Here is an 18655-nt window from a genome sequence, read left to right on the forward strand (position 1 = left end):
TACGGGCGGAAAGATGCCCCGCCGGGGCAAAAGGTTCCGGCTCACGCCGAGGTGGGCGCCGGGGCCGGGCGGCGGGTGCCGTACGGCTTGAGGGTGATCGCGCGGGCGCAGCGCTGTACGTCCTCGGCGAGCTTCTTCGCCACGTAGTGCTTCCACGGCATGTGGGGCAGCATCCGCAGCATCACGTGCCGGAAATGGATCGCGCCCTGGGAGGCAGGCGCCATCTGGGGTACGAACTTCTCCGCCATCCGCTGGTTCGCCGTGACGTAGGGGCGCATCTCCGCCTCGTAAGCGGCGAAGGCGGTACGCGGGTCGGCCGTACGGGGGGCGCCTTCCGCCGCCAGCTCCCCGGCCAGTACGTACGCGCCCACCAGCGCCATCCCGGTGCCCTGCCCCGACGCGGGGGACGCGCAGTGCGCGGCGTCGCCCAGCAGCACCACGCGCCCGCGCGACCAGCGGTCCATCTCGATCAGGTGCAGCCCGTCGAAGTAGAAGTCGGCGGCGGTGCGGGAGGCTTCGAGGAGCCGGGGGACCTGCCAGCCGACGCCCTCGTACGCGTCCGCCAGGAGCCGGCGCTGCGCGTCCGCGTCGCGGTGGTCGTAGTCCAGCCGGGGCGAGCGGAAGGAGAGCCACGCCTTGGCGCCGCTGTCCCCGGCCGCGCTGTACGCGCAGACGAGCCGGCCGGGCGTCAGGTGGTACAACTCCTCGCGCGGCGGCGCCAGTTCGCCGGGCACGCTGAACGAGGATATGTACGCGCCGATGTGCCGCAGGTAGCGGGACTCGGCACCGAAAGCGAGGCGGCGGACGGTGGAGTGCAGGCCGTCCGCGCCGACGACCAGGTCGAAGCGGCGCGGCGCCCCGCGTTCGAAAGTGACGTCCACCCCCGCGCCGTCGTCTGCGAGGGAGCTGATCGAGTCGCCGAAGACGTACTGCACGTCGTCGCGCGTGCGGTCGTAGAGGATGCGCGTCAGGTCGCCACGCATGATCTCGTCGTCACCGTCCACCCGGGCGCCGAAGATGTCGGCGGGCAGCGTGGCGACCCGCCGCCCGTCGCCGTTCACGTACGCGCCGGTCCGCATGTCCGTACTGGCGCGCCGGATCTCCGGCAGTACGCCCATACGGTCCGCGACGTCGATGGCGACGCCGCGGAGGTCCACCTTGTAGCCGCCGGTGCGCAGGGCGGGCGCGCGCTCCACGACGGTGACGTCGTAGCCGTAACGGTGCAGCCAGTACGCGAGGGCGGGGCCGCCGATACCGGCGCCGGAGATCAGGGCGTGGGGACGAGGTGTTGAGGTCATGGCGCGACTATACGAGCGTCCTAGACACTTGTCTATGACGAACGTATAGATCGCGCGTCTTCACGGTGCGCGAAGGGCCTGATCGAGCCTGCGGCCCCGGCTGTCCGCCACGCGGACGGCGTCGCTGAGCGATTCGGTGAGGCGGTTGGTGATGAAGAGGAGCTCGGTGGGAGTGGGCGTCTCGGGCCGGTTCAGGGCGGCCCGCGAATGGTCCAAGAGCTGCACCGCCATGGACAGTTGCATCTCCTCCAGCCCGTCCGCCAGGTCGGACACGGGACCGCGCCCTTCGCCGATCAGGTAGCAGGGCTTGCCGTCCTGACTGGCCCAGGGGAGGAGGCGTGGCTCTTGGGGGTGGTTTTCGGTCGTCATGCCGTCAATGGTCGGCGTGTGTGCGTAGCGTCACCAGGAGTAAGAGGCTCACACATGGAGTTGTGGGGAGGAGTGATCATGGCCGTGGAGACTGTGGAGCCGTCGTCTGTGCGCGTGCACGTCGGCGGGCTCATCAGGCACTGCCGCCGGCGCGCTGGGGTGACGCAAAAGTGGCTGGCCCACGAAACGCACGTTTCGGAATCGCTGGAGGGCGCGTACGAGCGGGGCGAGCGGATCCCGAGCGCGGGCTTTCTGATCGATGCGGATCGGCTCACAGCAGCCGAGGGCACGCTTACGCCATGCGTAGAGCTGATGGAACAGGAGCCGAGTCGCGCGCAGTTCCAGGAGTGGCGACTGCTGGAGGCCGAAGCGCTGAGTCTTGGCGCGTACGTCACCATGGTGATCCCTGGGCTTCTGCAGACGCCGGACTACATCCGCGAGCTGCATCGGTCGAGGGTTCCGGCGCTGCGCAGCGAAGAGATCGACGAGTTGACGCAGGAACGGCTGGAGCGACAAGCGGTGTTGGTCCGGGAGAACGCGCCGACCGTGAGTTTCGTGATCGAGGAAGCTGCGCTTCACCGGCCGCTCGGCGGGAACGCGGTGCTCAAGGCGGTGCTGCTGCATGCCGTTACCACCGCTCGCGAGCTGGCGCACGTGACCCTTCAGGTAATGCCCACCGTCACCCAGACGCACGCTGGGCTGAGCGGTTCGCTGGAGATCCTGTTCTCGCCTGATGGGCGGGACAGCATCTTCTTGGAGGGGCAGGACCGGAGTAGGTTGCTGACCAGGCCAGCTGAGGCCGTCCAGCACAGGGATCGGTACGGGGCGCTTCGGGGGGAGGCCCTGTCGCCGGGAAAGTCACTGGAACTGATCGAGAAAGTGGCGGGTGAGCTATGAGCGCCGAACTGGCGTGGGTCAAGAGCAGCTACAGCGTCAACGAAGGCGGTACGTGCATCGAAGTCGCCACCACCCCCACCACCATCCACATACGCGACTCCAAGAACGTGACCGGGCCGGCGCTTGCCGTGCCCCCGGCCGCCTGGGCCGACTTCCTCCGGCTCATCTCGTAGTGCGGGACTCGTCGTACTCGATGACGCGCTCGTTCATGGCCTGTAGGCGCTTGTCCCAGGAGTAGACGCGGCGCAGGGTGTAGCCGCCCGAGCCGGCCGGTTCGCGGATGATCACGTCGTGGCCGGCGAGTTCGACGGACAGGGGTGTCACTCCGGCGTCCATGATCTGGGTGACCACCCCGTCCTTCGCCGTGAAGCCCCAGAGGAACAGAAACGTTTTTCCGGACTCGACGCCCAGCAGCAGCTCGTCCTTGCCGTCACCGTTCAGGTCCCGGTACTCCGGCCTCTGCACGGGACATGGTTTCCGCCCGGCGACCCGGCATTCCTTGATCTTCCTGTTGGTGCCGTCCTCGTCGAGGTTGCCGGTCATGGCCGCGACCTTGGCCTTGGCGACGGCGAGCGCCGAGACCTGGTGCATGTCACCGGACGGTACGCGCGGCACGCCCCGCACCGGTTCGGGGCGCTCGGCGGAGTTGGGCTCGTACGACTGCTGTGGCGCGGGCGTGCGGTCCGGCCACAGCAGCGCGGGCGCCGACGCCCCCGCCGTACGCCCCGCACTCTTCGGCGCGCCCGTCCCGGCACACCCGCTGACCAGCGCACACGTAGCGGCCAGGGCGGCTGCCACGGCCGGCAGGGAACGGTGCATCGGTACGTCATTTCCGGTCGGGGTGGCCGGTCGGGCCCGGCGGGCGGGGCGGGCGGAGGCCCACACCGCACATGATGTTGGCTGCCCATTGTTGCGGCAATTCGGCAGTGGCGTTACGGCATGCCGTAGACGGTGATGCGGTGCTGTTACGGCCGTACGAGACCACCGCCTGTGCAGGGCGCCGCCCATCTAGGACACTCCCTGTCCTGCATGGTGCCTAACGTTGAGGTACTGGGTCAGCGCGGCCGACCGGCCGCCCCGTACCGCGAGGAGCACGTGATGAGTCGTGTCACCGACAGCCAGCCCGACGGGACGCCCACCTGGATCGAGCTGGTCGTGCCCGACCTGGACCGCGCCATGGACTTCTACGGCGCGCTGTTCGGCTGGACGTACGAGACGGAAATGATGGCGGAGGGGCCGTACGCCATCGGCATGGTGGCCGGGCAGCGCGCGGCGGGCCTGATGGAACGGTCCGACGCGGAGGGCGGCGCGTGGACGATGTGGATGGCGGCCGACGACTGCGACGGTACGGCCAAGCGGATCGCGGACGCGGGCGGCCGGGTGCTGTGGGGGCCGGTGGACATCAAGGACTACGGGCGGGCCGCACTCGCCGAGGACACCACGGGGGCACAGTTCGGACTGTGGCAGGCGCGCGCCCACGTCGGCTGCGAGATCGTCAACGAGCCCAACTCCCTCATCCGCAACGACCTGGTGACGCCGGCCGCCGACGCCGCCCGGGCCCGCGACTTCTACACGGCGGTCTTCAGCTACACCCTGGACGGCAACCCGGACATGTCCGACGTCGACTTCACCTTCCTGCGCCGCCCGGACGGACACGAGATCGGCGGCATCATGGGCGACCCGTCGGCGGCGGCCGCGGGCTGGTCGACCCTGTTCGAAGTCGCGGACACGGACGCGGCAGCAGCACGGGCCGTCGCAGCCGGCGGCACGGCCTCCACCCCGGAGGACACCATCTACGCACGACAGTCACGCATCACGGACCCGTTCGGCACGGAGTTCGTCATCGGGGCGCGTCCGACGGCGTAGGGCGGAGTCTCCGTCGTAGGCGGGCCATCGGCCCGCCTACGACGAGCGGCGAACGGGCTCCGCAACGCGGTCTCCCGAATGTGAGCTTTTCCTCAACAGGTACTGTCGCCAATGGCTTGAACGTTTTCCGGAATGGCGAATTCCCTCCGGGGTGGGCGTCGGTCCGCAACTCACCGGAAAACCGACCCGCCAAGGTGCCCTTCTTTCTGTCACCTTGCCGCGGGTGCGGCAGGACGATCAAGTAGCGTGCACCGCATGCAGACTCGACGGCAGTTCAGTGGGGTGGTGACCGCCCCGCCCCGCTGCGGAAACGATGCGGTCCTGCGGGGAGACGCGGGGCGGCTTGGTTCCGCGTGGGGGCGGCATGCGGTCATCGCCTTGGCGGTGTGCTTCATTCTGAATTGCGCGGTCGGGTACCAGGCGTGGGCCAGTCTTCGCGTGGCAGGGTTCGACCTGGGGATATTCGACCAAGGCATGCGGGCGTACGCGCATCTGGGCTTACCGGTGTCCCCGATAAAGAATTACCACCATGAGTTCCCGGAAGGGTTCTCCCTCCTCGGAGACCATTTGTCCCCGGTGCTGGCCCTGCTGGCTCCCCTCTATTGGATCTGGGACGACCCGAGGACCCTGATCATCGCCCAGTCGGCCCTGTTTGCTTCAGGCGTCCCTCTCGTCCGGCGCATCGCGCAGCACTGCTTGAGGGAAGCGTCAGCAATTCCGCCGCGCGCCATGGTGAACGTCATCGGCTATCTGTACGCCCTGGGGTGGCCCCTTCTGAACGCCTCCGGCACCGGCTTTCACGAAGTGGCCTTCGCGGTCCCGTTCGCCTTGTGCATGCTGGAGCGTGGTCTGGCCGGACGCCATGGGGCCGCAGCCTCGTTCGCCGTCCTGCTGAGCCTCACCAAGGAGGACCTGGGGCTCGTGGCGGGAGCCTTCGGCGTCGTCCTGCTGCTCCGGAGCCGCAGGCGAGCCGACCGCCGCGGCACGTACGCCGGTGCGGCGATCACCGTCGTCTGCCCGGCGATCTCCGTACTGGCCATCAAGGTGCTGATCCCGTGGATGGGAGGCCCGCCCGGATACTATTGGTCTTACGGGCGCATAGGCGCGGACTTCCCGGACATGGTTGTCCGAGCAGTGACCGAACCATGGGTGTTGCTGCAAGTGGCCACAGCGCCTTTCATCAAGGTCCTGCTGATCATCTGGCTGCTGGGGACGCTGGCTTTCCTGCCGCTGGGGTCTCCGACCGTCCTCCTGGCGGTACCGCTCATCGCGGAGCGAGTTCTGTCCGACAACCCGAACCACTGGCCGGCGATCAACCATTACGACGCATTCCTGTGGCCGATCCTGCTCACCGCGGCCGTCGAAACCTTCAGCAAAGTGCTGGGCCCCGGGCACCGTCGACGGAGACCGGTGAAGTGGCTGATCGCCACCGTGGCAGCGGCCGGCATCGCGGCCTCACTGTCCGTGGGCGGCCTGATCGGCCTGTTCATGCCTTCGGGATGGAACCTGTCACCCGAGAAAAAGGCACTTCTCCAAGCAGCCGACCAGGTACCGGACGGCGCATTCATCGAAGCAGACAACAACATCGCACCACGCCTCACCCCCCGCACCAAAACAGTCATCGTCGACCTGCACCCCAGAGGCGCCGAATACGTCCTCATCCGCACCACGGGGCGTATCTTCCCCTTCGCGTCCCCCGACCAGCAGCGGGAAAGGGTTTCCCTGCTGCTGCACCACGGTTACCGGAGCGCCTGGGAAAGAGACGGCGTCTACTTGCTCCGCCGGACAGGGGCGAGTGACGGTGACATTCCCGGTTCGCGGACACCGGAAGTCTGGGCGGGAGCCGGCCTGGCGAAAGACGCGCCGCCGGACGACGTCGGGATCAGCCTGTTCGGGCGCTGAACGTCGCACTGCCGGCCGGACCGGCGCGATACGTGTCGCGATACGTATGCAGTGCGGTGCTACGCCAGCACCTCGCGCGTCCAAGCTGTCAGGCCCGTGACGAAACCCGCGCGTTCTTGGGGGGAGAGGGTTTCGAGGGCGCGGAGGAGGGGTTCGGAGCGGGTGGCGATGAAGCGTTCTACGGCGGGGCGGTGGGTGGGGGCGAGGGAGACGAGGATCCGGCGGCGGTTGGCCGGGTCCTCGTTGCGTTCCACGATGCCGGCCCGGGTGAGGGCGCCGACGAGTTCGCTGGCGGTCGGCAGGGAGACGCGGAGCCGCCGCGCCAGGTCGCCGACGGTCAGGGCGCCCGCGAGGAGCTGGGGGAGGACCGCGCCGTGGCGTGGGGTGAGGTTGTGGGCCGTCATCGCGCCGAGGAGGGGTTCGGGCATGGCGCCCTGGACGAGGCCCTTGCGGAAGTACGGGGCGAGCAGCGGGATGAGGCCGATGACCTCGACTTCTTCGGGGGTCGGTACCCGCGCGGAGCTCTCGTCGGGGGCGTGCGGCATACTGCGAGTCTAGATGGTTTGGGTTTCCAAACTGTTTGGCAGTCAGTGCGCACGGGAGGGAGACCCGGATGCCGTCGGTCAGCTATCACGATGCGGTCAACGAAGCCCTGGAGCGGATGGAGGACCTGGGGTACGAACGGGGCGCCGGGGTGGACCTCGCCAACCACGGCCCCATGGGCGCCGAGGCGCTGGCGATGCTCGGCCACGAGGGGGAGGTGGCCGGGTGGGTGGAGCGCTACCGGGCCGCGATGCCCCACCACGAGCCGCCCGCCGCCCGCTTCGCCCTCGATCCCGCCGACGAGGGTTCCTGGCGGCCGGCGCTCGGGGCGTTCGACCGGGCCGGGGACTGGGAGCGGCTGTTCCAGCGGGAGCTGGCCGACGCGTCCTGGCGCGACGTGCTCGGCCGCTGGTGGCCGCGCCTGCTGCCGGGGCTCTTCGCGGGGCTGACGCACGGGCTGATCCGTACGGCGCATGCGGTACGGGCTCTGTACGGCGCGGACGGTGCGGACGGCGGCGGGGCCACGGAAGCGCAACGCACGGAACTGGCGCGCGGACTGGCGTACTGGGCCGCGCGCTACACCGCCCTCCCGGGCCAGGCGCGCCTGCGCGGAACGTACGACCTGGCGGGGGCGATCGCGGCGCTGCCGCGCGTACCGGGCGACGGTGGGCCGATGAACCCGGGCGTCGCAGGCGGCCGGCTGGCGCGCCTCGCCGACCTCCCGGGATACGGCGAGGCGCTGGACGCGCTGGCCGTCGACCACGCGCCGCGGCTGCTGAGCGAGATGACGACGCAGTTCTCGGACGTGTACCTGAGCCACGACGAGGTGTTCCCGGTGCCGCTGATCCACGGCGTCACCGCGCCCGCCGCCGTACGGCTGATCCTGCCGCACCTGCCCGCCGAGCAGTACGAACCGACGCTGGCCGCGCTGTGGCAGGTGCACACCGCGCTGCTCCTCGCCTTCACGACGAGCCGGCGGGGGGAGGGGACGGGAGCGTGGCGCCGGGAGCTGTCCGACGAACTCGTCGACGGGCTGCCGTCGTTGGACGAGCTGGGGGCGCGGGCCGTCGAGCACGGTGACGAGCACGTACTGAAGTTCACCGAGGCGTGCCGCCGGGAGTACGCGCTGCGGCCCGATCCGCGGTTCCGGGCGGCGGTGCTGGCGGCGCAGCGGAGGATTGCTCCGTTGGAGGGGTGAGGGGCCTTGCGTCGGGTGGTTGAGGCCGGAGGGGGAGAAGGGCAGGGGAGGTCTGGTGGGGGCGGTCTGGAGGGGTGAGGGGTGAAGGTGTCAGGGCGTCCGGGGTGGCCGGGCGCCCCGACATTCGGCCTCAGCCGCGCTCGATGGCGGTGCGGCGGCGGCCCGCCGCGACCAGGCCCGCGCCCGCGACGACGGCGACGGCGGCGCCGCCCGCGGCCCACGGGGTGGCGGGGCTGACGCCGGTCGAGGCGAGGGCGCTGCCGGTGCCGCTCCCGCTGCCGGTGGACGTGACGGCGTTGCCGGAGACCGTGGCGGAGGGGGCGGTGGACCCGCCGTTGCCCACGGAGCCGGTGTCGGAGGCGGGCGTGACGTTCTTGCCGCCGCGCTCGGCTTCCTTGGCCTCCTCGGCTTCCCGGTCCGCCTTGTCCTTGGCCGCCTTGTCCTTCGCGGCCTTCTCCTCGGCGGCCTTCTCCTCTTCCGCCTTCTTCTTGGCGGCCTCGTCCTTGGCGCGGGCCTCGTACTGGCCTGCGTCGAGGAAGTGCTGCACGGCCTCCGGCCCCGCGCGCAGCGCCTTCACGGCGGCTTCCCGGACCGCGGGGCCGCCGATGCTGGAAATCTGCACCGCGCGCACCCGGTTGTCAGCGATACGGATATCCGGCAGCCGCTTGAGGAATTCCACCCGGTCCTGCGGCGATCCGTCGATCGCCTTGTTCGCCTCGGCGATGACGCCGGGCCCGTTCTTCTTGTCCGCCAGCACGCGGACGACCGCGACGAGATTGTCCTCGTCGCGCGCCACGTACTGCCCCTTCTCCAGGAAGCGGCGCAGGTCTTCCTCCGTGCCCATGAGGGCCTTGTCGGCTTCCCGGACGAGCGCGCGGCCGGCGTTCTTGTCGCTGATCATCCGTACGACCGTGATGCGGTCCTCCGCCAGGGTCGACGGCTTCTCCGGCTTCTTGGCGGGCTCGTCCGGCTTCGTCTCCGCGCCCTGGTCAGGTGCCGACGTGGCGGTGGCCGGGGCCTCGGCGGCGACCGCCGGGGAGGCGAACAGTACGGCCGGCGCGACGGCGGCGGCCGCGAGGAAGGCCGTCAGACGGGCCTGCTTCTTCATACGCTCACACAACATTTCGGTCAAACAGCGGAAAATAACCTGTACAGGGTAATGGGTCTTCCCCACTAGCGTGTTCGGCATGGACGCATGGCAAGAGCACCGTCATCACCTGCTCCTGGACGGCCGCCGTCTGTCGTATCTCGATTTCGGGCCCGCCGCCGGAAAGCCGCTCCTCGTGCTGCACGGGCATTTCTCCGAAGGCCGCAGCTTCGCCCCGCTGGCCGCCGAACTCGCCCCGGAATGGCGGGTGGTCGCCCCCGATCAGCGCGGCCACGGCGAGTCGGACCGGGCGCCGGACTATTCCCGCGAGGGGTACGTCGCCGACGCGGTCGCCCTCCTCGATCACCTGGGTCTGCCGTCCGCCGCGGTGCTCGGGCACTCCATGGGCGGCAAGAACGCGTACCACCTCGCCGCCCGGCACCCCGGCCGGATCAGTGCGCTGATCAACGTGGACGATCCGGTCGTGATCGCGGACACCGGCCCCAGCGGCATCGCCTTCTGCCTCGACTGGCCGCGGCGGACGCCCACCCGCGAGGCGCTGCTCGACGGTGTCGGCCCGGCGGCCCCGCTGATCGCCGGGCAGCTGCGGCAGGAGGCCGACGGAAGCTGGCGGCTGCCGTTCGTGCCGGAGGACGTGGTCGCGTCCGACCTGGGGGTACGTGGCGATCACTGGCCGGTCTGGCTGGGCAGCGACTGCCCGGCGCTGCTCATCCACGGGCGTACGAGCTTCCTGCTGACGCCCGAGCTGGCCGCGGAGATGACGGAGCGCCGCCCGCACACCCGCCGGGTCGAGCTGGACGCCGGGCACTTCATTCCGGCCGAGGACCCGGAGGGGATGGCCGGGGCCGTCCGGGATTTCCTCGGTTCGCTCGGGTGAGTGGCTGTGGGTATGGGCGGTATGGAGCGGGGGTGCCGGGGCCATAGTGGACAGAGGGGAGAAATTCTCCATAAGGTAAAGAAATGGCAAACTTCGTTGAATGTATAACCGATCCTGACCGTGCCGGTGAGCTGTGGTGCGGCGACCGCACGGTCGCCGTCCTGACCGCCGCTCCCCGAGGAACGGTCGAAGGGTCGGTCGCGCTGCTGGACCTGGGCGCCCCCGACCCCGCCCTGCGCTTCGTCGGCGTCCTCGACTGTGCCGAGGACGAGATCCTGGTGCCCCTGTTGCGGGAGGCGGCGGACGTGGCCCGTAAGGCGGGCGGTACGGCCCTGCGGTGGATCACGGAGGAGGACGCGAGCCCCGGAAAGGCCGCGGTGGAGGTGGGCGCGCTCGAAAGCGGCGAGGTCTACCGGTGGTGGCGGCGTGGCCTGCCGGCCGGCGTGCCCGTGGGAGACGCGGCCGTCCGGCAACTGCCTTCCGAGGAGGAGGGCGTCGCGTTCCGTATCGGTACGGACGACGCCTGGTACGACGTCGAGCTGGACGGCGACCGCGCCCGCCTGGTCCACAACCGCGAGGCCGACGGCACCGCCGACACGCTCACCGCCCTCACCGCGGCGGCCCTCCACGCGCTCGACACCGGACACCCCGGCCTCCGCGACGCCGAGGCCAACGCGGCGCCCGACGACGAGGAACTCCACGCGGCGCTGCGCAGGTTGGGCTTCGAACCGACGAACTCGCGCGCCGTCGAGTACACCCTGTCGCTCACGTAGGGCGGCAGGCTCCCGCATCCCCCGTGTGGAACACTTGACCGCTGACCTGGCAGGTCGGCCGCTGTCGCTCGGGGGGCATTCATGGGCATGGTCATCTCGTTCACGTGCGTGACGCCGGAGGAACTGGACAAGGCGTACGAGGATCCGCGGTGGGCGCGGGAATTCCTCGACGACCTCCAGTGGAACGACCGGCGGCCGGACGCCCCCGCGGTGTACCTCGACAAGGCGTGGGCCGGGATCCAGTACCTGCTGGACGAGGCCGAGGCGGAACTCGACATCCAGACGGGCGGCTTCCCGATCGGCGAGGACGGCACGCTCAGCGGCTGGGACGCCGAAGCCGTACAGGAAGCGGCCCGGGAACTGCGGGCGCTGCCGTTCGACCGGCTGGCCGCGCACTACGACGCGGCGCGAATGACGGAGGAGGACGTGTACCCGGGCGTCTGGGACGAGGGTGACGGGAGCGGCGAGATCCCGTACCTGCGGGCGAACTATGAAGCGCTGGCCGCGTTCTTCGGCGCGGTGGCGGGCGCCGGGGCGGCCGCGGTCATGACGTTCTCGTTTTGAGGCTCACGTTCCAGAACGTTCTGCGGCTCGCATTCCAGAACGTTCTGAGGCTCTCGTCCTGAGGTGCACGGACGCGGCACCGCGAAGCGGTGCCCCTACCCCTACCCCTACCCCCGCCCCAGCACCAACGTCCCCGACGAGCAGAACCAGCCCCCCGTCCCCGACGCCACGGCCAGCTCCGGGAGGCTGCCGTCGGGCCGCCGGACCTGGCGGCCCTCGCCCGCTTCGCCGCGCAGCTGCCGTACCGCCTCGACCAGCAGGAACAGACCCCGCATACCGGGGTGACAGGCGGCCAGACCGCCGCCGTCGGTGTTGACGGGGAGGGCGCCGTCGCGCAGCAGCCGGCCCTTCTCCACGAACGCGCCGCCCTCGCCCTTGGCGCAGAAGCCGAGGTCTTCCAGGGTCACGAGGGTCATGTAGGTGAAGGCGTCGTAGATCTGCGCCACGTCGATCTCCGACGGGCGCACTCCGGCCCGGCCGAAGGCGAGGCGGCCGGAGACGGCGGCGGGGGAGACGGTGAAGTCCTCCCAGCCGGACATCGCGGAGTGCGACACGGCGGTACCCGCGCCCAGGATCCAGACGGGCGGCCCGGCCAGGTCGCGTACGTACTCCTCGGCGGCCAGGAGGACCGCGCAGCCGCCGTCGGAGCGGATGCAGCAGTGGAGTTTGGTGAAGGGGTCGGCGATCAGGGGGCCGGACAGGACGTCGTCGACGCTGACCGGGGTGCGGTACATGGCGTCCGGGTTCGTGGCCGCGTTGGCGCGCGCTTGGACGGTGACCTCGGCGAGCTGGGCGAGGGTCGTGCCGTACTGGTGCATGTGGCGGCGCGCGGCCATCGCGTACTTGGCGACGAGGGTGTGGCCGTACGGCACCTCGTACTGGAGCGGGCCGCGGGCGCCGAAGGAGAGGTTGGCGGTACGGCGGCCGGCCTTGAGGTCGGCGCGCGCCGTGGACCCGTACACCAGCAGCACCGCGCGCGCCTGGCCGGCCGCGATCGCGTCGGCGGCGTGCGCGGCCATCACCTCCCAGGTGGCGCCGCCCACCGAGGTGGAGTCGGCCCAGGTGGGACGCAGCCCCAGGTACTCGGCGACCTCCACCGGCGCGAGGGTGCCGAGTCCGGCCGAGGCGAAGCCGTCGATGAGGGAGCGGTCCAGGCCGGAGTCGGCCAGGGCACGGCGGGCGGCCTGGGCGTGCAGGGCGTACGGGGTGGCCCCGTCCACGCGTCCGCAGTCGGAGAGGGCGACACCGGCTATGGCGACCTTGCGGGGGGACGAGGTGGTGCTCCCGGGCGGCATGGAACTGACGGTACATCAGGAACGGAGGGGCCCGGGAGGGCTCGGCGAGCTCCCGCGGAACGCGCGTGAGGCTGGGAAAAGCAGGCCGGAGTACCTAACATGACGACCCGTCAGGTCGATGCACGGCCCGGAGGAGTCCGCCGATGGATGCCGCGTTCACCGAGGAGCAGGACGAGATCCACCGTACGCTGCGGGAGCTGCTGCAAAAACGCTGCGGTTCCGACGACCTGCGGGCCGCGGTCCGCACCCCCGAGGGCCACGACCCCGGCCTGTGGCGGCAGCTCGCGCAACAGCTGGGGCTGCCGGGGCTGGCGCTGCCCACGGCGTACGGGGGCGTCGGCTGCGGGCCCACCGAGCTGGCGCTGGCCTGCGAGGAGACGGGACGGGTGCTGCTGCCGTCGCCGCTGCTGCCCACCGCCGTCCTCGTCGCGCCGCTGGTGCTGGCGCTGGGCACGGAAGCCCAGCGTACGGAGCTGCTGCCCGCCTTCGCGGCGGGTGAGCTGACGGCCGCGCTGGTCGTCCCGGGCGGGCAGCTGGGCACGGCCCTCGCGCTCACCGGACGTAACAGCGGGGACTGGGCGGGCGGCGGGCGGGCCGGCGGCATCCAGGCGCGGCGGTGCGCGGCGGCAGGCGGGCACGGAGGGCCGGGGGAGTGGCGGCTGTACGGAGAGGCCGCGCAGGTGCTGGACGGGCACAGTGCGGGGCTGCTCCTGGTGGCCGCGCACGCGGGCGGCTATGCGCGGAGCCGTACGCTGCTCTTCGTCGTACGGGGGGACGCGCCCGGTGTGGCGCGGGTCCGGCAGACGGGGATGGATGAGACCCGGGCGCTGGGGACCGTCCAACTGCGCGATGTGCGCGCAACGTTGCTCGGTGCGGAGGACATGAGCATGGCCGGTGAGGCGGGCGCTGCGGCCGATACGGATGATGTGGCCGATATGGCCGATGTGGGCGGACCGGCCGGGCGCGCGCTCGCGCGGGTGGGGGCCGGGGCCGCGGCGGCGGTGGCCGCCGAGGCGGTCGGGGCGGCGGAGGCGGCGCTCGGGCGGACCGTCGAGTACGTGCGGGTGCGGGAACAGTTCGGCCGGCCCATCGGCTCCTTCCAGGCCGTCCAGCACCGGCTGGCGGACCTCTACGTACAGGTGCAGGCGGCCCGGTCCGCGGCGTACTACGCGGCGTGGGCGGCCGGCGGGCCCGAGGGGACCGCGGAGCCCGGCGCCCCCGGCCTCGCGCTCGCCCACGCCCTGGAGGCGCTGCGCGCGGTGGCCGGGGAGGCCATCCAGCTGCACGGCGGTATCGGCTTCACCTGGGAGCACGACGCCCACCTCTTCTTCAAGCGCGCGGTCTGCGACGAGCTGCTGCTGGGGCCCGTGCACCGGCTGCGGGCGCATGCCGCTGAGGCGGCCGGGGTGTTCGGGGGCGGCGGCGGGGTGCGGACGGAGGCCCCGGTGTGAGGGGGCCCGGCAGCGCAGACGGCGGCGCATCCGGCAGCCCATCCCGCGGCGTATCCCGCAGCGCGGGAGCGTCCGGCCGGGTGAAGGCGTCCGGCAGGCGGGTGGTGCAGCGGATGTCCGCGACGCGCGCGTTCGCTCGGGTGGCGCCGTACGTCGTACCCGCTCTGGACCGTACGGTGCACCGGCTCACCCGGGGCCGGGTGCTGCTGAGCGCGCGGATGCTGCCGGGGGCGGTCCTGAGGGTGGCGGGGGCCCGGACCGGTCTGCCGCGGTGGACGCCGCTGGCCTGCCTGCCGGAGGAGGGGACGGGGACCTGGCTGCTGGTCGGCAGCAACTTCGGCCGCCCCGGGCACCCGGCCTGGACGGCCAATCTGCTGAAGCACCCGGAGGCGGAGATCAGTTGGCGGGGCCGGGACGTTCCCGTACGGGCCCGGCTGCTGACGGGCGCGGAGCGGGCGCGGGCGTGGTCGGCGGTGGTCGGGTTCTGGCCGCCGTACGCCGCGTACCAGGCACGCGTCACCCGGGAGATCCGGCTCTTCCGGCTGGAGCCGCGCTGAACGCCGGTGCCCTGGGATGAGCCGGGAGGCCGGCGGGGACCGGGAGGCCGACGGCGGATCGGGAATCCGGCGGCGGACCGGGAGGCCGGCCGCGCCCCAGGAGGCCGCGGCGAACCCGGCGGCCGTACCCCGGCCGGCACCCACTGTGCGCCCCGCAGACGCGCACAGCGGGTGCCGGCCGGCCCCGAGGGGCGGACAACACCCGCTGTGACGTACAGCTATGGCAGGACGAGCGCGAACGAAGAGCGTTCCGTGGGCTATTTCGTGAGGTATTCCCGAGCTGAGTGGTGGGGTGGGTGTTCAGGGTGAGCCGTGGGATGCGCCCGGGTTACTTGGCGGGCTTTTTCCCGGTGACGCCCAGGTGGACCAGGAGCGCCAGGTTCGGCTTCAATTCCTGCTGTTTGACACCCCAGCTCGTGAAGCCCTTCTGATGGGCGGCGACCGCCGCCAGCATGGCGACGAGCGAACCGGCCATCGCGGCCGCGCTGACGTCCTTGTCGACCTTGCCCTTGGACTGGAGCTCCTTGATGGAGTCCGTAAGGGAGTTGGTGACGGCATTCAGGATCTTCATGCGGATCTTGTAGAACCGTTTGTCGCCCTCGGCGGCACCGAGGTCGACGACGCGCAGGATCGCGTCGTTCTTGCGCCAGAAGGAGAGGAATCCCTCGACGAGTTCCTCGGCCGCCTGCCGGCCGGACTTGCCCACCCAGGAGCGGCCGGCCACCAGATCGGTCAGGTTCGCGCCCTCTTTGGCCATCTCCTCGGCGATTTCCAGTACCGCGCCCTCGACATCGGGGAAGTACTGGTAGAACGTCGCGGGCGAAGTGCCCGCTTTGCGGGCCACATCGATGACCTTGACGTCTCTGTACGGGGACGAACTGAGCATGTCGCTGAGGCAGTCGAGCAGCTTCTGCCGGGTCGCCTGTCCGCGGCGCCCGGCGACTCTGCCGTCGACGGTCCGAACTTGTCCTGTCATGCCGTCAGCTTACCGAGGGGTGATCGGAGCGCGATTTGGCTGCCTGCAAATGGGGATTGCGGGAGTTCGGCCCTGTCGGTCCTGGTCGGTCCCGTGTGCCGGGCGGCCGCGGTGGCCCGCGAGCGGGCCCGGCGGGCGGCTTGGCCCGAACAAGTGAATCGTATTGTCAACAGGCTGTGGACAACTTTCCGGTAAGCGGGGGACGGGATTCCGCCGGAGGGTGGTCATTGCCGGACACCGAGGATTGTCCGGTAAGGAACGCGATCGCAGGGAATTGGCAAAATGTTCGATTACTCTCCGGGCGCGCGGCGTGATCCAGGGCTACTTTGGCCCCATGACTGCATTCGCGGCAGGCGCCCCGTGCTGGGCCGACGTCATGCTGCCCGACCTGGAAGCGGGCAAGAGATTCTACGGAGAGCTGTTCGGCTGGACCTTCTCCGAAGGCGCTCCGCAGTACGGGAACTACACCGAGGCGTACAAGGACGGCAGGGCGGCCGCCGGGCTGATGCCCAAGCAGGACGGCCGGATGCCCACCGCGTGGAACGTCTACTTCGCCACCCCGGACGCCGCCCGTACCAGCGCGCACATCCTGCGGGCAGGCGGTCACATCGTCTCGGAGGCCGTGCCCGTCGGTGACTTGGGCACCATGCTCGTCGCCGCCGACCCCGCCGGCGCGGTCTTCAGCGTCTGGCAGGCCGGCGCCCACCAGGGCTTCGGGATCGAGCGGGAGCCCGGCGCGTACGTCTGGACGACTCTGAGCACCCGCGAGCCGGAGCAGGCCGACGCCTTCTACGAAGAGGTCTTCGGCTTCGAGCGCGTGACCGACAGCCCGGCGGCGGACGAGCGCTTCCGCCCCTGGCGGCTGCCCGGACAGGAGCGGGAGGTCGGCGGCCGGATCCGCATGGACGAGCACGCGCCCGCCGCGATGCCGGCGCACTTCACCGTCTGCTTCCTCGTCCCCGTGATGGACGACGCCGTACGGACCACCACCCGGCTCGGCGGCCGGATCACGGTCGAGCCGGTCGGTACGCCGGGCGGCCCGTTCGCGGTGTTCGCCGACAATCAGGGCGCCGGCTTCGGCGTCATGGCCCCTAAGTAGGCCCGCGCCCACCACAATTGGGGCCGGTGGCAGCTCCCGCTGTCGGGCCGCGGACGGCGCGGCCCGGCAGCGGGTCTGTGCGGGGGCGCGTACGGGGCCCGGTGAGGCACCCGTACGGGCAGAGCTGACCGCCCGGCGGGGCAGCGCGGTGACCTTGCGATACGGCACAGTGGGTACGGCCGCGCCGGTGCGCGACGGCACGGCGGCGCGGACCCGGCACGGAGGCCGCGCGCGGGGACGGAACGGGGACGGGACGCATGACCGGTACGGACAGCAGGCCCGGCGGACGGCTCGCGCTGCGGGCAGGGGGCGGCCGGGGATCGTGGGACATACCGGCACCTGACGGACGTACCTGGACGAGGTGACGGCCCCGCGCGGGTTTCGGGCGCAGGTGACGGCGCGGCGACGGCACGGCGCGGCGCGATCCGGTCGTACGGTGTTCGACAGCCCGCCGGCGGACCGCGCCGGTGCCCCGGGCCCGCCCGTACGGACACCCGTCCGCACGGGACCGTCACGGCAGGTGACGGTACCGGTGCGCACCGCAGAAGCCGCCGGGACACGACGGGAGCGGCCCCGGGTTCGCAACCGTGGGCCCGGCCAGGAAGAATCAGCACGCGTACGGCCGAATCGGCCAGGCGGTGAGACGCTGCACGGGGCAGTGGCTCTCGGCGGCCACTGGCTTTTGAGAGTCTCTTTTACGCCCCACGGGGAGGTGGCAGGCAAGTGGTGGAGCAGCTGACACAGCTGACGCAGCACGATCCCCGGCGGATCGGCCCGTTCGAGGTGCTCGGCCGTCTCGGGGCCGGCGGCATGGGGCTGGTCTACCTCGCGCGCTCGGCGTCCGGGCGGCGCGTGGCGATCAAGACGGTGCGTACGGAACTCGCCGAGGACCAGCTGTTCCGGGTCCGCTTCACCCGCGAGGTCGAGGCGGCCCGCGCGGTCAGCGGCTTCTACACCGCCGCGGTGGTGGACGCCGACCCCCGGGCCGCGGTGCCGTGGCTGGCCACCGCCTACGTGCCCGCGCCCTCCCTGGAGGAAATAGTCAATGAGTGCGGGCCGCTCCCGGCCCAGGCGGTGCGCTGGCTGGCGGCCGGCATCGCCGAGGCGCTGCAGTCCATCCACGGCGCGGGCCTGGTCCACCGGGACCTGAAGCCGTCCAACGTGCTGGTCGTCGAGGACGGCCCGCGCGTCATCGACTTCGGTATCGCCAGCGGCGTCTCCAACACCCGCCTGACCATGACGAACGTGGCCGTCGGCACCCCCGCGTACATGTCGCCCGAGCAGGCCCGCGACTCCCGCAGCGTCACCGGCGCCAGCGACGTCTTCTCCCTCGGCTCCACCCTGGTCTTCGCCGCCACCGGGCACGCCCCCTTCCACGGCGCCAACCCGGTCGAGACGGTCTTCATGCTGCTGCGCGAGGGCCCGGACCTGGCCGGGCTGCCGGACGAGCTGCGGCCGCTGATCGAGTCCTGCATGCAGATGGAGGCGTCCGGGCGGCCCACCCCCGCCGACCTCCAGTCCCAACTCGCACCGCACCTGTTCGGTTCCGGCAGCGACGACAGCGGCACCGCCTCCGCCTGGCTGCCGGACGGTGCCGTCGCCCTCATCGAAGGGCGGCGCGGCGGGCGCCAGACCGCACCGGCGTCCGCCGGCCGCGGCGGCTCCGGGCAGGCCCGCGCCGCCGTGCGCCAGCCCGTACCGCAGTCACCACCGCCCGCCCAGCCGCCGCCACCGCGCCCGCGCAACGCGCCGGCGGCCGCCGCGGCGCAGGCCGGCGGCGCGATGGCCGCGCCCGCGGCGGAGCCCGGCTGGGCCGGTGCCGCCGGCGTGGGCCCCGGCGCACGCCGGGCCGCCGATCCGCGCGGTGCCGTGCAGCCGCCGC

19 protein-coding genes are annotated in these 18655 nt (G+C 71.6%); 12 read left to right on the plus strand and 7 right to left on the minus strand.

Going from position 1 to position 18655, the window contains the following annotated elements; genetic code table 11:
- Window positions 1-41 precede the first annotated feature (41 nt).
- Window positions 42-1298, minus strand: coding sequence for an FAD-dependent monooxygenase (locus AB0L45_RS14265; protein ID WP_365839463.1), 1257 nt, complete (start codon window positions 1296-1298; stop codon window positions 42-44).
- A gap of 60 nt (window positions 1299-1358) precedes the next feature.
- Window positions 1359-1667 carry a hypothetical protein gene (locus AB0L45_RS14270; protein WP_365839465.1) on the minus strand — a complete coding sequence of 103 codons (309 nt, stop codon included), beginning with the start codon at window positions 1665-1667 and terminating at the stop codon, window positions 1359-1361.
- Between the two features lie 78 nt (window positions 1668-1745).
- Between AB0L45_RS14270 and AB0L45_RS14275 the strand changes: the two genes are divergently transcribed.
- Window positions 1746-2564 (plus strand): helix-turn-helix transcriptional regulator, encoded by an 819-nt coding sequence (locus tag AB0L45_RS14275; RefSeq protein WP_365839467.1) that lies wholly within the window; start codon window positions 1746-1748, stop codon window positions 2562-2564.
- Window positions 2561-2737 carry a DUF397 domain-containing protein gene (locus AB0L45_RS14280; RefSeq protein ID WP_365839469.1) on the plus strand — a complete coding sequence of 59 codons (177 nt, stop codon included), beginning with the start codon at window positions 2561-2563 and terminating at the stop codon, window positions 2735-2737. Before AB0L45_RS14275 ends, AB0L45_RS14280 begins: the two co-directional genes overlap by 4 nt.
- On the opposite strand, the gene AB0L45_RS14285 is transcribed toward AB0L45_RS14280, so the two are convergent.
- Complete coding sequence (locus AB0L45_RS14285; protein WP_365839471.1) at window positions 2727-3383, minus strand: hypothetical protein; 657 nt, start codon at window positions 3381-3383, stop codon at window positions 2727-2729. The genes AB0L45_RS14280 and AB0L45_RS14285 overlap by 11 nt on opposite strands.
- 279 nt (window positions 3384-3662) lie before the next feature.
- On the opposite strand from AB0L45_RS14285, the gene AB0L45_RS14290 reads away from it, so the two are divergent.
- Entirely contained in the window at window positions 3663-4430 is a 768-nt protein-coding gene (locus tag AB0L45_RS14290; RefSeq protein ID WP_365839473.1) for a VOC family protein, read from the plus strand.
- 255 nt (window positions 4431-4685) lie between these two features.
- On the plus strand, window positions 4686-6332 hold the full coding sequence (locus AB0L45_RS14295) for a DUF2079 domain-containing protein (RefSeq protein ID WP_365839475.1): 1647 nt from the start codon (window positions 4686-4688) through the stop codon (window positions 6330-6332).
- A 59-nt stretch (window positions 6333-6391) separates the two neighbouring features.
- Here AB0L45_RS14295 and AB0L45_RS14300 read toward each other — a convergent pair whose 3' ends face one another.
- Window positions 6392-6877 (minus strand): MarR family transcriptional regulator, encoded by a 486-nt coding sequence (locus tag AB0L45_RS14300; RefSeq protein WP_365839477.1) that lies wholly within the window; start codon window positions 6875-6877, stop codon window positions 6392-6394.
- Between the two features lie 68 nt (window positions 6878-6945).
- Here AB0L45_RS14300 and AB0L45_RS14305 point away from each other — a divergent pair, with 68 nt between their 5' ends.
- Window positions 6946-8073, plus strand: coding sequence for a hypothetical protein (locus AB0L45_RS14305; RefSeq protein ID WP_365839479.1), 1128 nt, complete (start codon window positions 6946-6948; stop codon window positions 8071-8073).
- Window positions 8074-8203: 130 nt separating this feature from the next.
- On the opposite strand, the gene AB0L45_RS14310 is transcribed toward AB0L45_RS14305, so the two are convergent.
- Window positions 8204-9181: an ALF repeat-containing protein gene (locus tag AB0L45_RS14310; RefSeq protein WP_365839481.1), complete on the minus strand. Its 978-nt coding sequence runs from the start codon at window positions 9179-9181 to the stop codon at window positions 8204-8206.
- 79 nt (window positions 9182-9260) lie between these two features.
- On the opposite strand from AB0L45_RS14310, the gene AB0L45_RS14315 reads away from it, so the two are divergent.
- The 3 genes from AB0L45_RS14315 to AB0L45_RS14325 all read left to right on the plus strand — a co-directional run bounded on the left by AB0L45_RS14315 (window position 9261) and on the right by AB0L45_RS14325 (window position 11395).
- Window positions 9261-10058, plus strand: coding sequence for an alpha/beta hydrolase (locus tag AB0L45_RS14315; RefSeq protein WP_365839483.1), 798 nt, complete (start codon window positions 9261-9263; stop codon window positions 10056-10058).
- Between the two features lie 83 nt (window positions 10059-10141).
- Window positions 10142-10831, plus strand: a complete 690-nt coding sequence (locus AB0L45_RS14320) for a hypothetical protein (RefSeq protein WP_365839485.1) — start codon at window positions 10142-10144, stop codon at window positions 10829-10831.
- Window positions 10832-10912: 81 nt separating this feature from the next.
- Entirely contained in the window at window positions 10913-11395 is a 483-nt protein-coding gene (locus tag AB0L45_RS14325; protein WP_365839487.1) for a YfbM family protein, read from the plus strand.
- A gap of 107 nt (window positions 11396-11502) precedes the next feature.
- Here AB0L45_RS14325 and AB0L45_RS14330 read toward each other — a convergent pair whose 3' ends face one another.
- Window positions 11503-12690, minus strand: a complete 1188-nt coding sequence (locus AB0L45_RS14330) for an acetyl-CoA acetyltransferase (protein WP_365839489.1) — start codon at window positions 12688-12690, stop codon at window positions 11503-11505.
- A 143-nt stretch (window positions 12691-12833) separates the two neighbouring features.
- On the opposite strand from AB0L45_RS14330, the gene AB0L45_RS14335 reads away from it, so the two are divergent.
- Window positions 12834-14141: an acyl-CoA dehydrogenase family protein gene (locus AB0L45_RS14335; RefSeq protein ID WP_365839491.1), complete on the plus strand. Its 1308-nt coding sequence runs from the start codon at window positions 12834-12836 to the stop codon at window positions 14139-14141.
- 113 nt (window positions 14142-14254) lie between these two features.
- Complete coding sequence (locus tag AB0L45_RS14340; protein WP_365839493.1) at window positions 14255-14698, plus strand: nitroreductase family deazaflavin-dependent oxidoreductase; 444 nt, start codon at window positions 14255-14257, stop codon at window positions 14696-14698.
- A gap of 328 nt (window positions 14699-15026) precedes the next feature.
- On the opposite strand, the gene AB0L45_RS14345 is transcribed toward AB0L45_RS14340, so the two are convergent.
- Window positions 15027-15674, minus strand: coding sequence for a TetR family transcriptional regulator (locus tag AB0L45_RS14345; RefSeq protein ID WP_365839495.1), 648 nt, complete (start codon window positions 15672-15674; stop codon window positions 15027-15029).
- A 334-nt stretch (window positions 15675-16008) separates the two neighbouring features.
- Here AB0L45_RS14345 and AB0L45_RS14350 point away from each other — a divergent pair, with 334 nt between their 5' ends.
- Both AB0L45_RS14350 and AB0L45_RS14355 read left to right on the plus strand, forming a co-directional pair.
- Window positions 16009-16773, plus strand: a complete 765-nt coding sequence (locus AB0L45_RS14350) for a VOC family protein (RefSeq protein ID WP_365839497.1) — start codon at window positions 16009-16011, stop codon at window positions 16771-16773.
- A gap of 723 nt (window positions 16774-17496) precedes the next feature.
- Window positions 17497-18655, plus strand: a 1159-nt coding sequence (locus tag AB0L45_RS14355) for a serine/threonine-protein kinase (RefSeq protein ID WP_365839499.1), incomplete at its 3' end; no start/stop codon positions are given.

It is taken from the genome of Streptomyces sp. NPDC052496 (assembly GCF_040679095.1).
Classification (GTDB): domain Bacteria; phylum Actinomycetota; class Actinomycetes; order Streptomycetales; family Streptomycetaceae; genus Streptomyces.

Excerpts from the sequence above, each read along its gene's own strand:
- AB0L45_RS14315 (WP_365839483.1), top strand. The coding sequence starts at position 9,261 with ATGGACGCATGGCAAGAGCACCGTCATCACCTGCTCCTGGACGGCCGC.
- AB0L45_RS14345 (WP_365839495.1), bottom strand. The coding sequence starts at position 15,674 with ATGACAGGACAAGTTCGGACCGTCGACGGCAGAGTCGCCGGGCGCCGC.
- AB0L45_RS14325 (WP_365839487.1), top strand. The coding sequence starts at position 10,913 with ATGGGCATGGTCATCTCGTTCACGTGCGTGACGCCGGAGGAACTGGAC.
- AB0L45_RS14265 (WP_365839463.1), bottom strand. The coding sequence starts at position 1,298 with ATGACCTCAACACCTCGTCCCCACGCCCTGATCTCCGGCGCCGGTATC.
- AB0L45_RS14320 (WP_365839485.1), top strand. The coding sequence starts at position 10,142 with ATGGCAAACTTCGTTGAATGTATAACCGATCCTGACCGTGCCGGTGAG.
- AB0L45_RS14295 (WP_365839475.1), top strand. The coding sequence starts at position 4,686 with ATGCAGACTCGACGGCAGTTCAGTGGGGTGGTGACCGCCCCGCCCCGC.
- AB0L45_RS14290 (WP_365839473.1), top strand. The coding sequence starts at position 3,663 with ATGAGTCGTGTCACCGACAGCCAGCCCGACGGGACGCCCACCTGGATC.
- AB0L45_RS14340 (WP_365839493.1), top strand. The coding sequence starts at position 14,255 with ATGTCCGCGACGCGCGCGTTCGCTCGGGTGGCGCCGTACGTCGTACCC.
- AB0L45_RS14280 (WP_365839469.1), top strand. The coding sequence starts at position 2,561 with ATGAGCGCCGAACTGGCGTGGGTCAAGAGCAGCTACAGCGTCAACGAA.
- AB0L45_RS14300 (WP_365839477.1), bottom strand. The coding sequence starts at position 6,877 with ATGCCGCACGCCCCCGACGAGAGCTCCGCGCGGGTACCGACCCCCGAA.
- AB0L45_RS14335 (WP_365839491.1), top strand. The coding sequence starts at position 12,834 with ATGGATGCCGCGTTCACCGAGGAGCAGGACGAGATCCACCGTACGCTG.
- AB0L45_RS14350 (WP_365839497.1), top strand. The coding sequence starts at position 16,009 with ATGACTGCATTCGCGGCAGGCGCCCCGTGCTGGGCCGACGTCATGCTG.
- AB0L45_RS14305 (WP_365839479.1), top strand. The coding sequence starts at position 6,946 with ATGCCGTCGGTCAGCTATCACGATGCGGTCAACGAAGCCCTGGAGCGG.
- AB0L45_RS14330 (WP_365839489.1), bottom strand. The coding sequence starts at position 12,690 with ATGCCGCCCGGGAGCACCACCTCGTCCCCCCGCAAGGTCGCCATAGCC.
- AB0L45_RS14285 (WP_365839471.1), bottom strand. The coding sequence starts at position 3,383 with ATGCACCGTTCCCTGCCGGCCGTGGCAGCCGCCCTGGCCGCTACGTGT.
- AB0L45_RS14270 (WP_365839465.1), bottom strand. The coding sequence starts at position 1,667 with ATGACGACCGAAAACCACCCCCAAGAGCCACGCCTCCTCCCCTGGGCC.
- AB0L45_RS14310 (WP_365839481.1), bottom strand. The coding sequence starts at position 9,181 with ATGAAGAAGCAGGCCCGTCTGACGGCCTTCCTCGCGGCCGCCGCCGTC.
- AB0L45_RS14275 (WP_365839467.1), top strand. The coding sequence starts at position 1,746 with ATGGCCGTGGAGACTGTGGAGCCGTCGTCTGTGCGCGTGCACGTCGGC.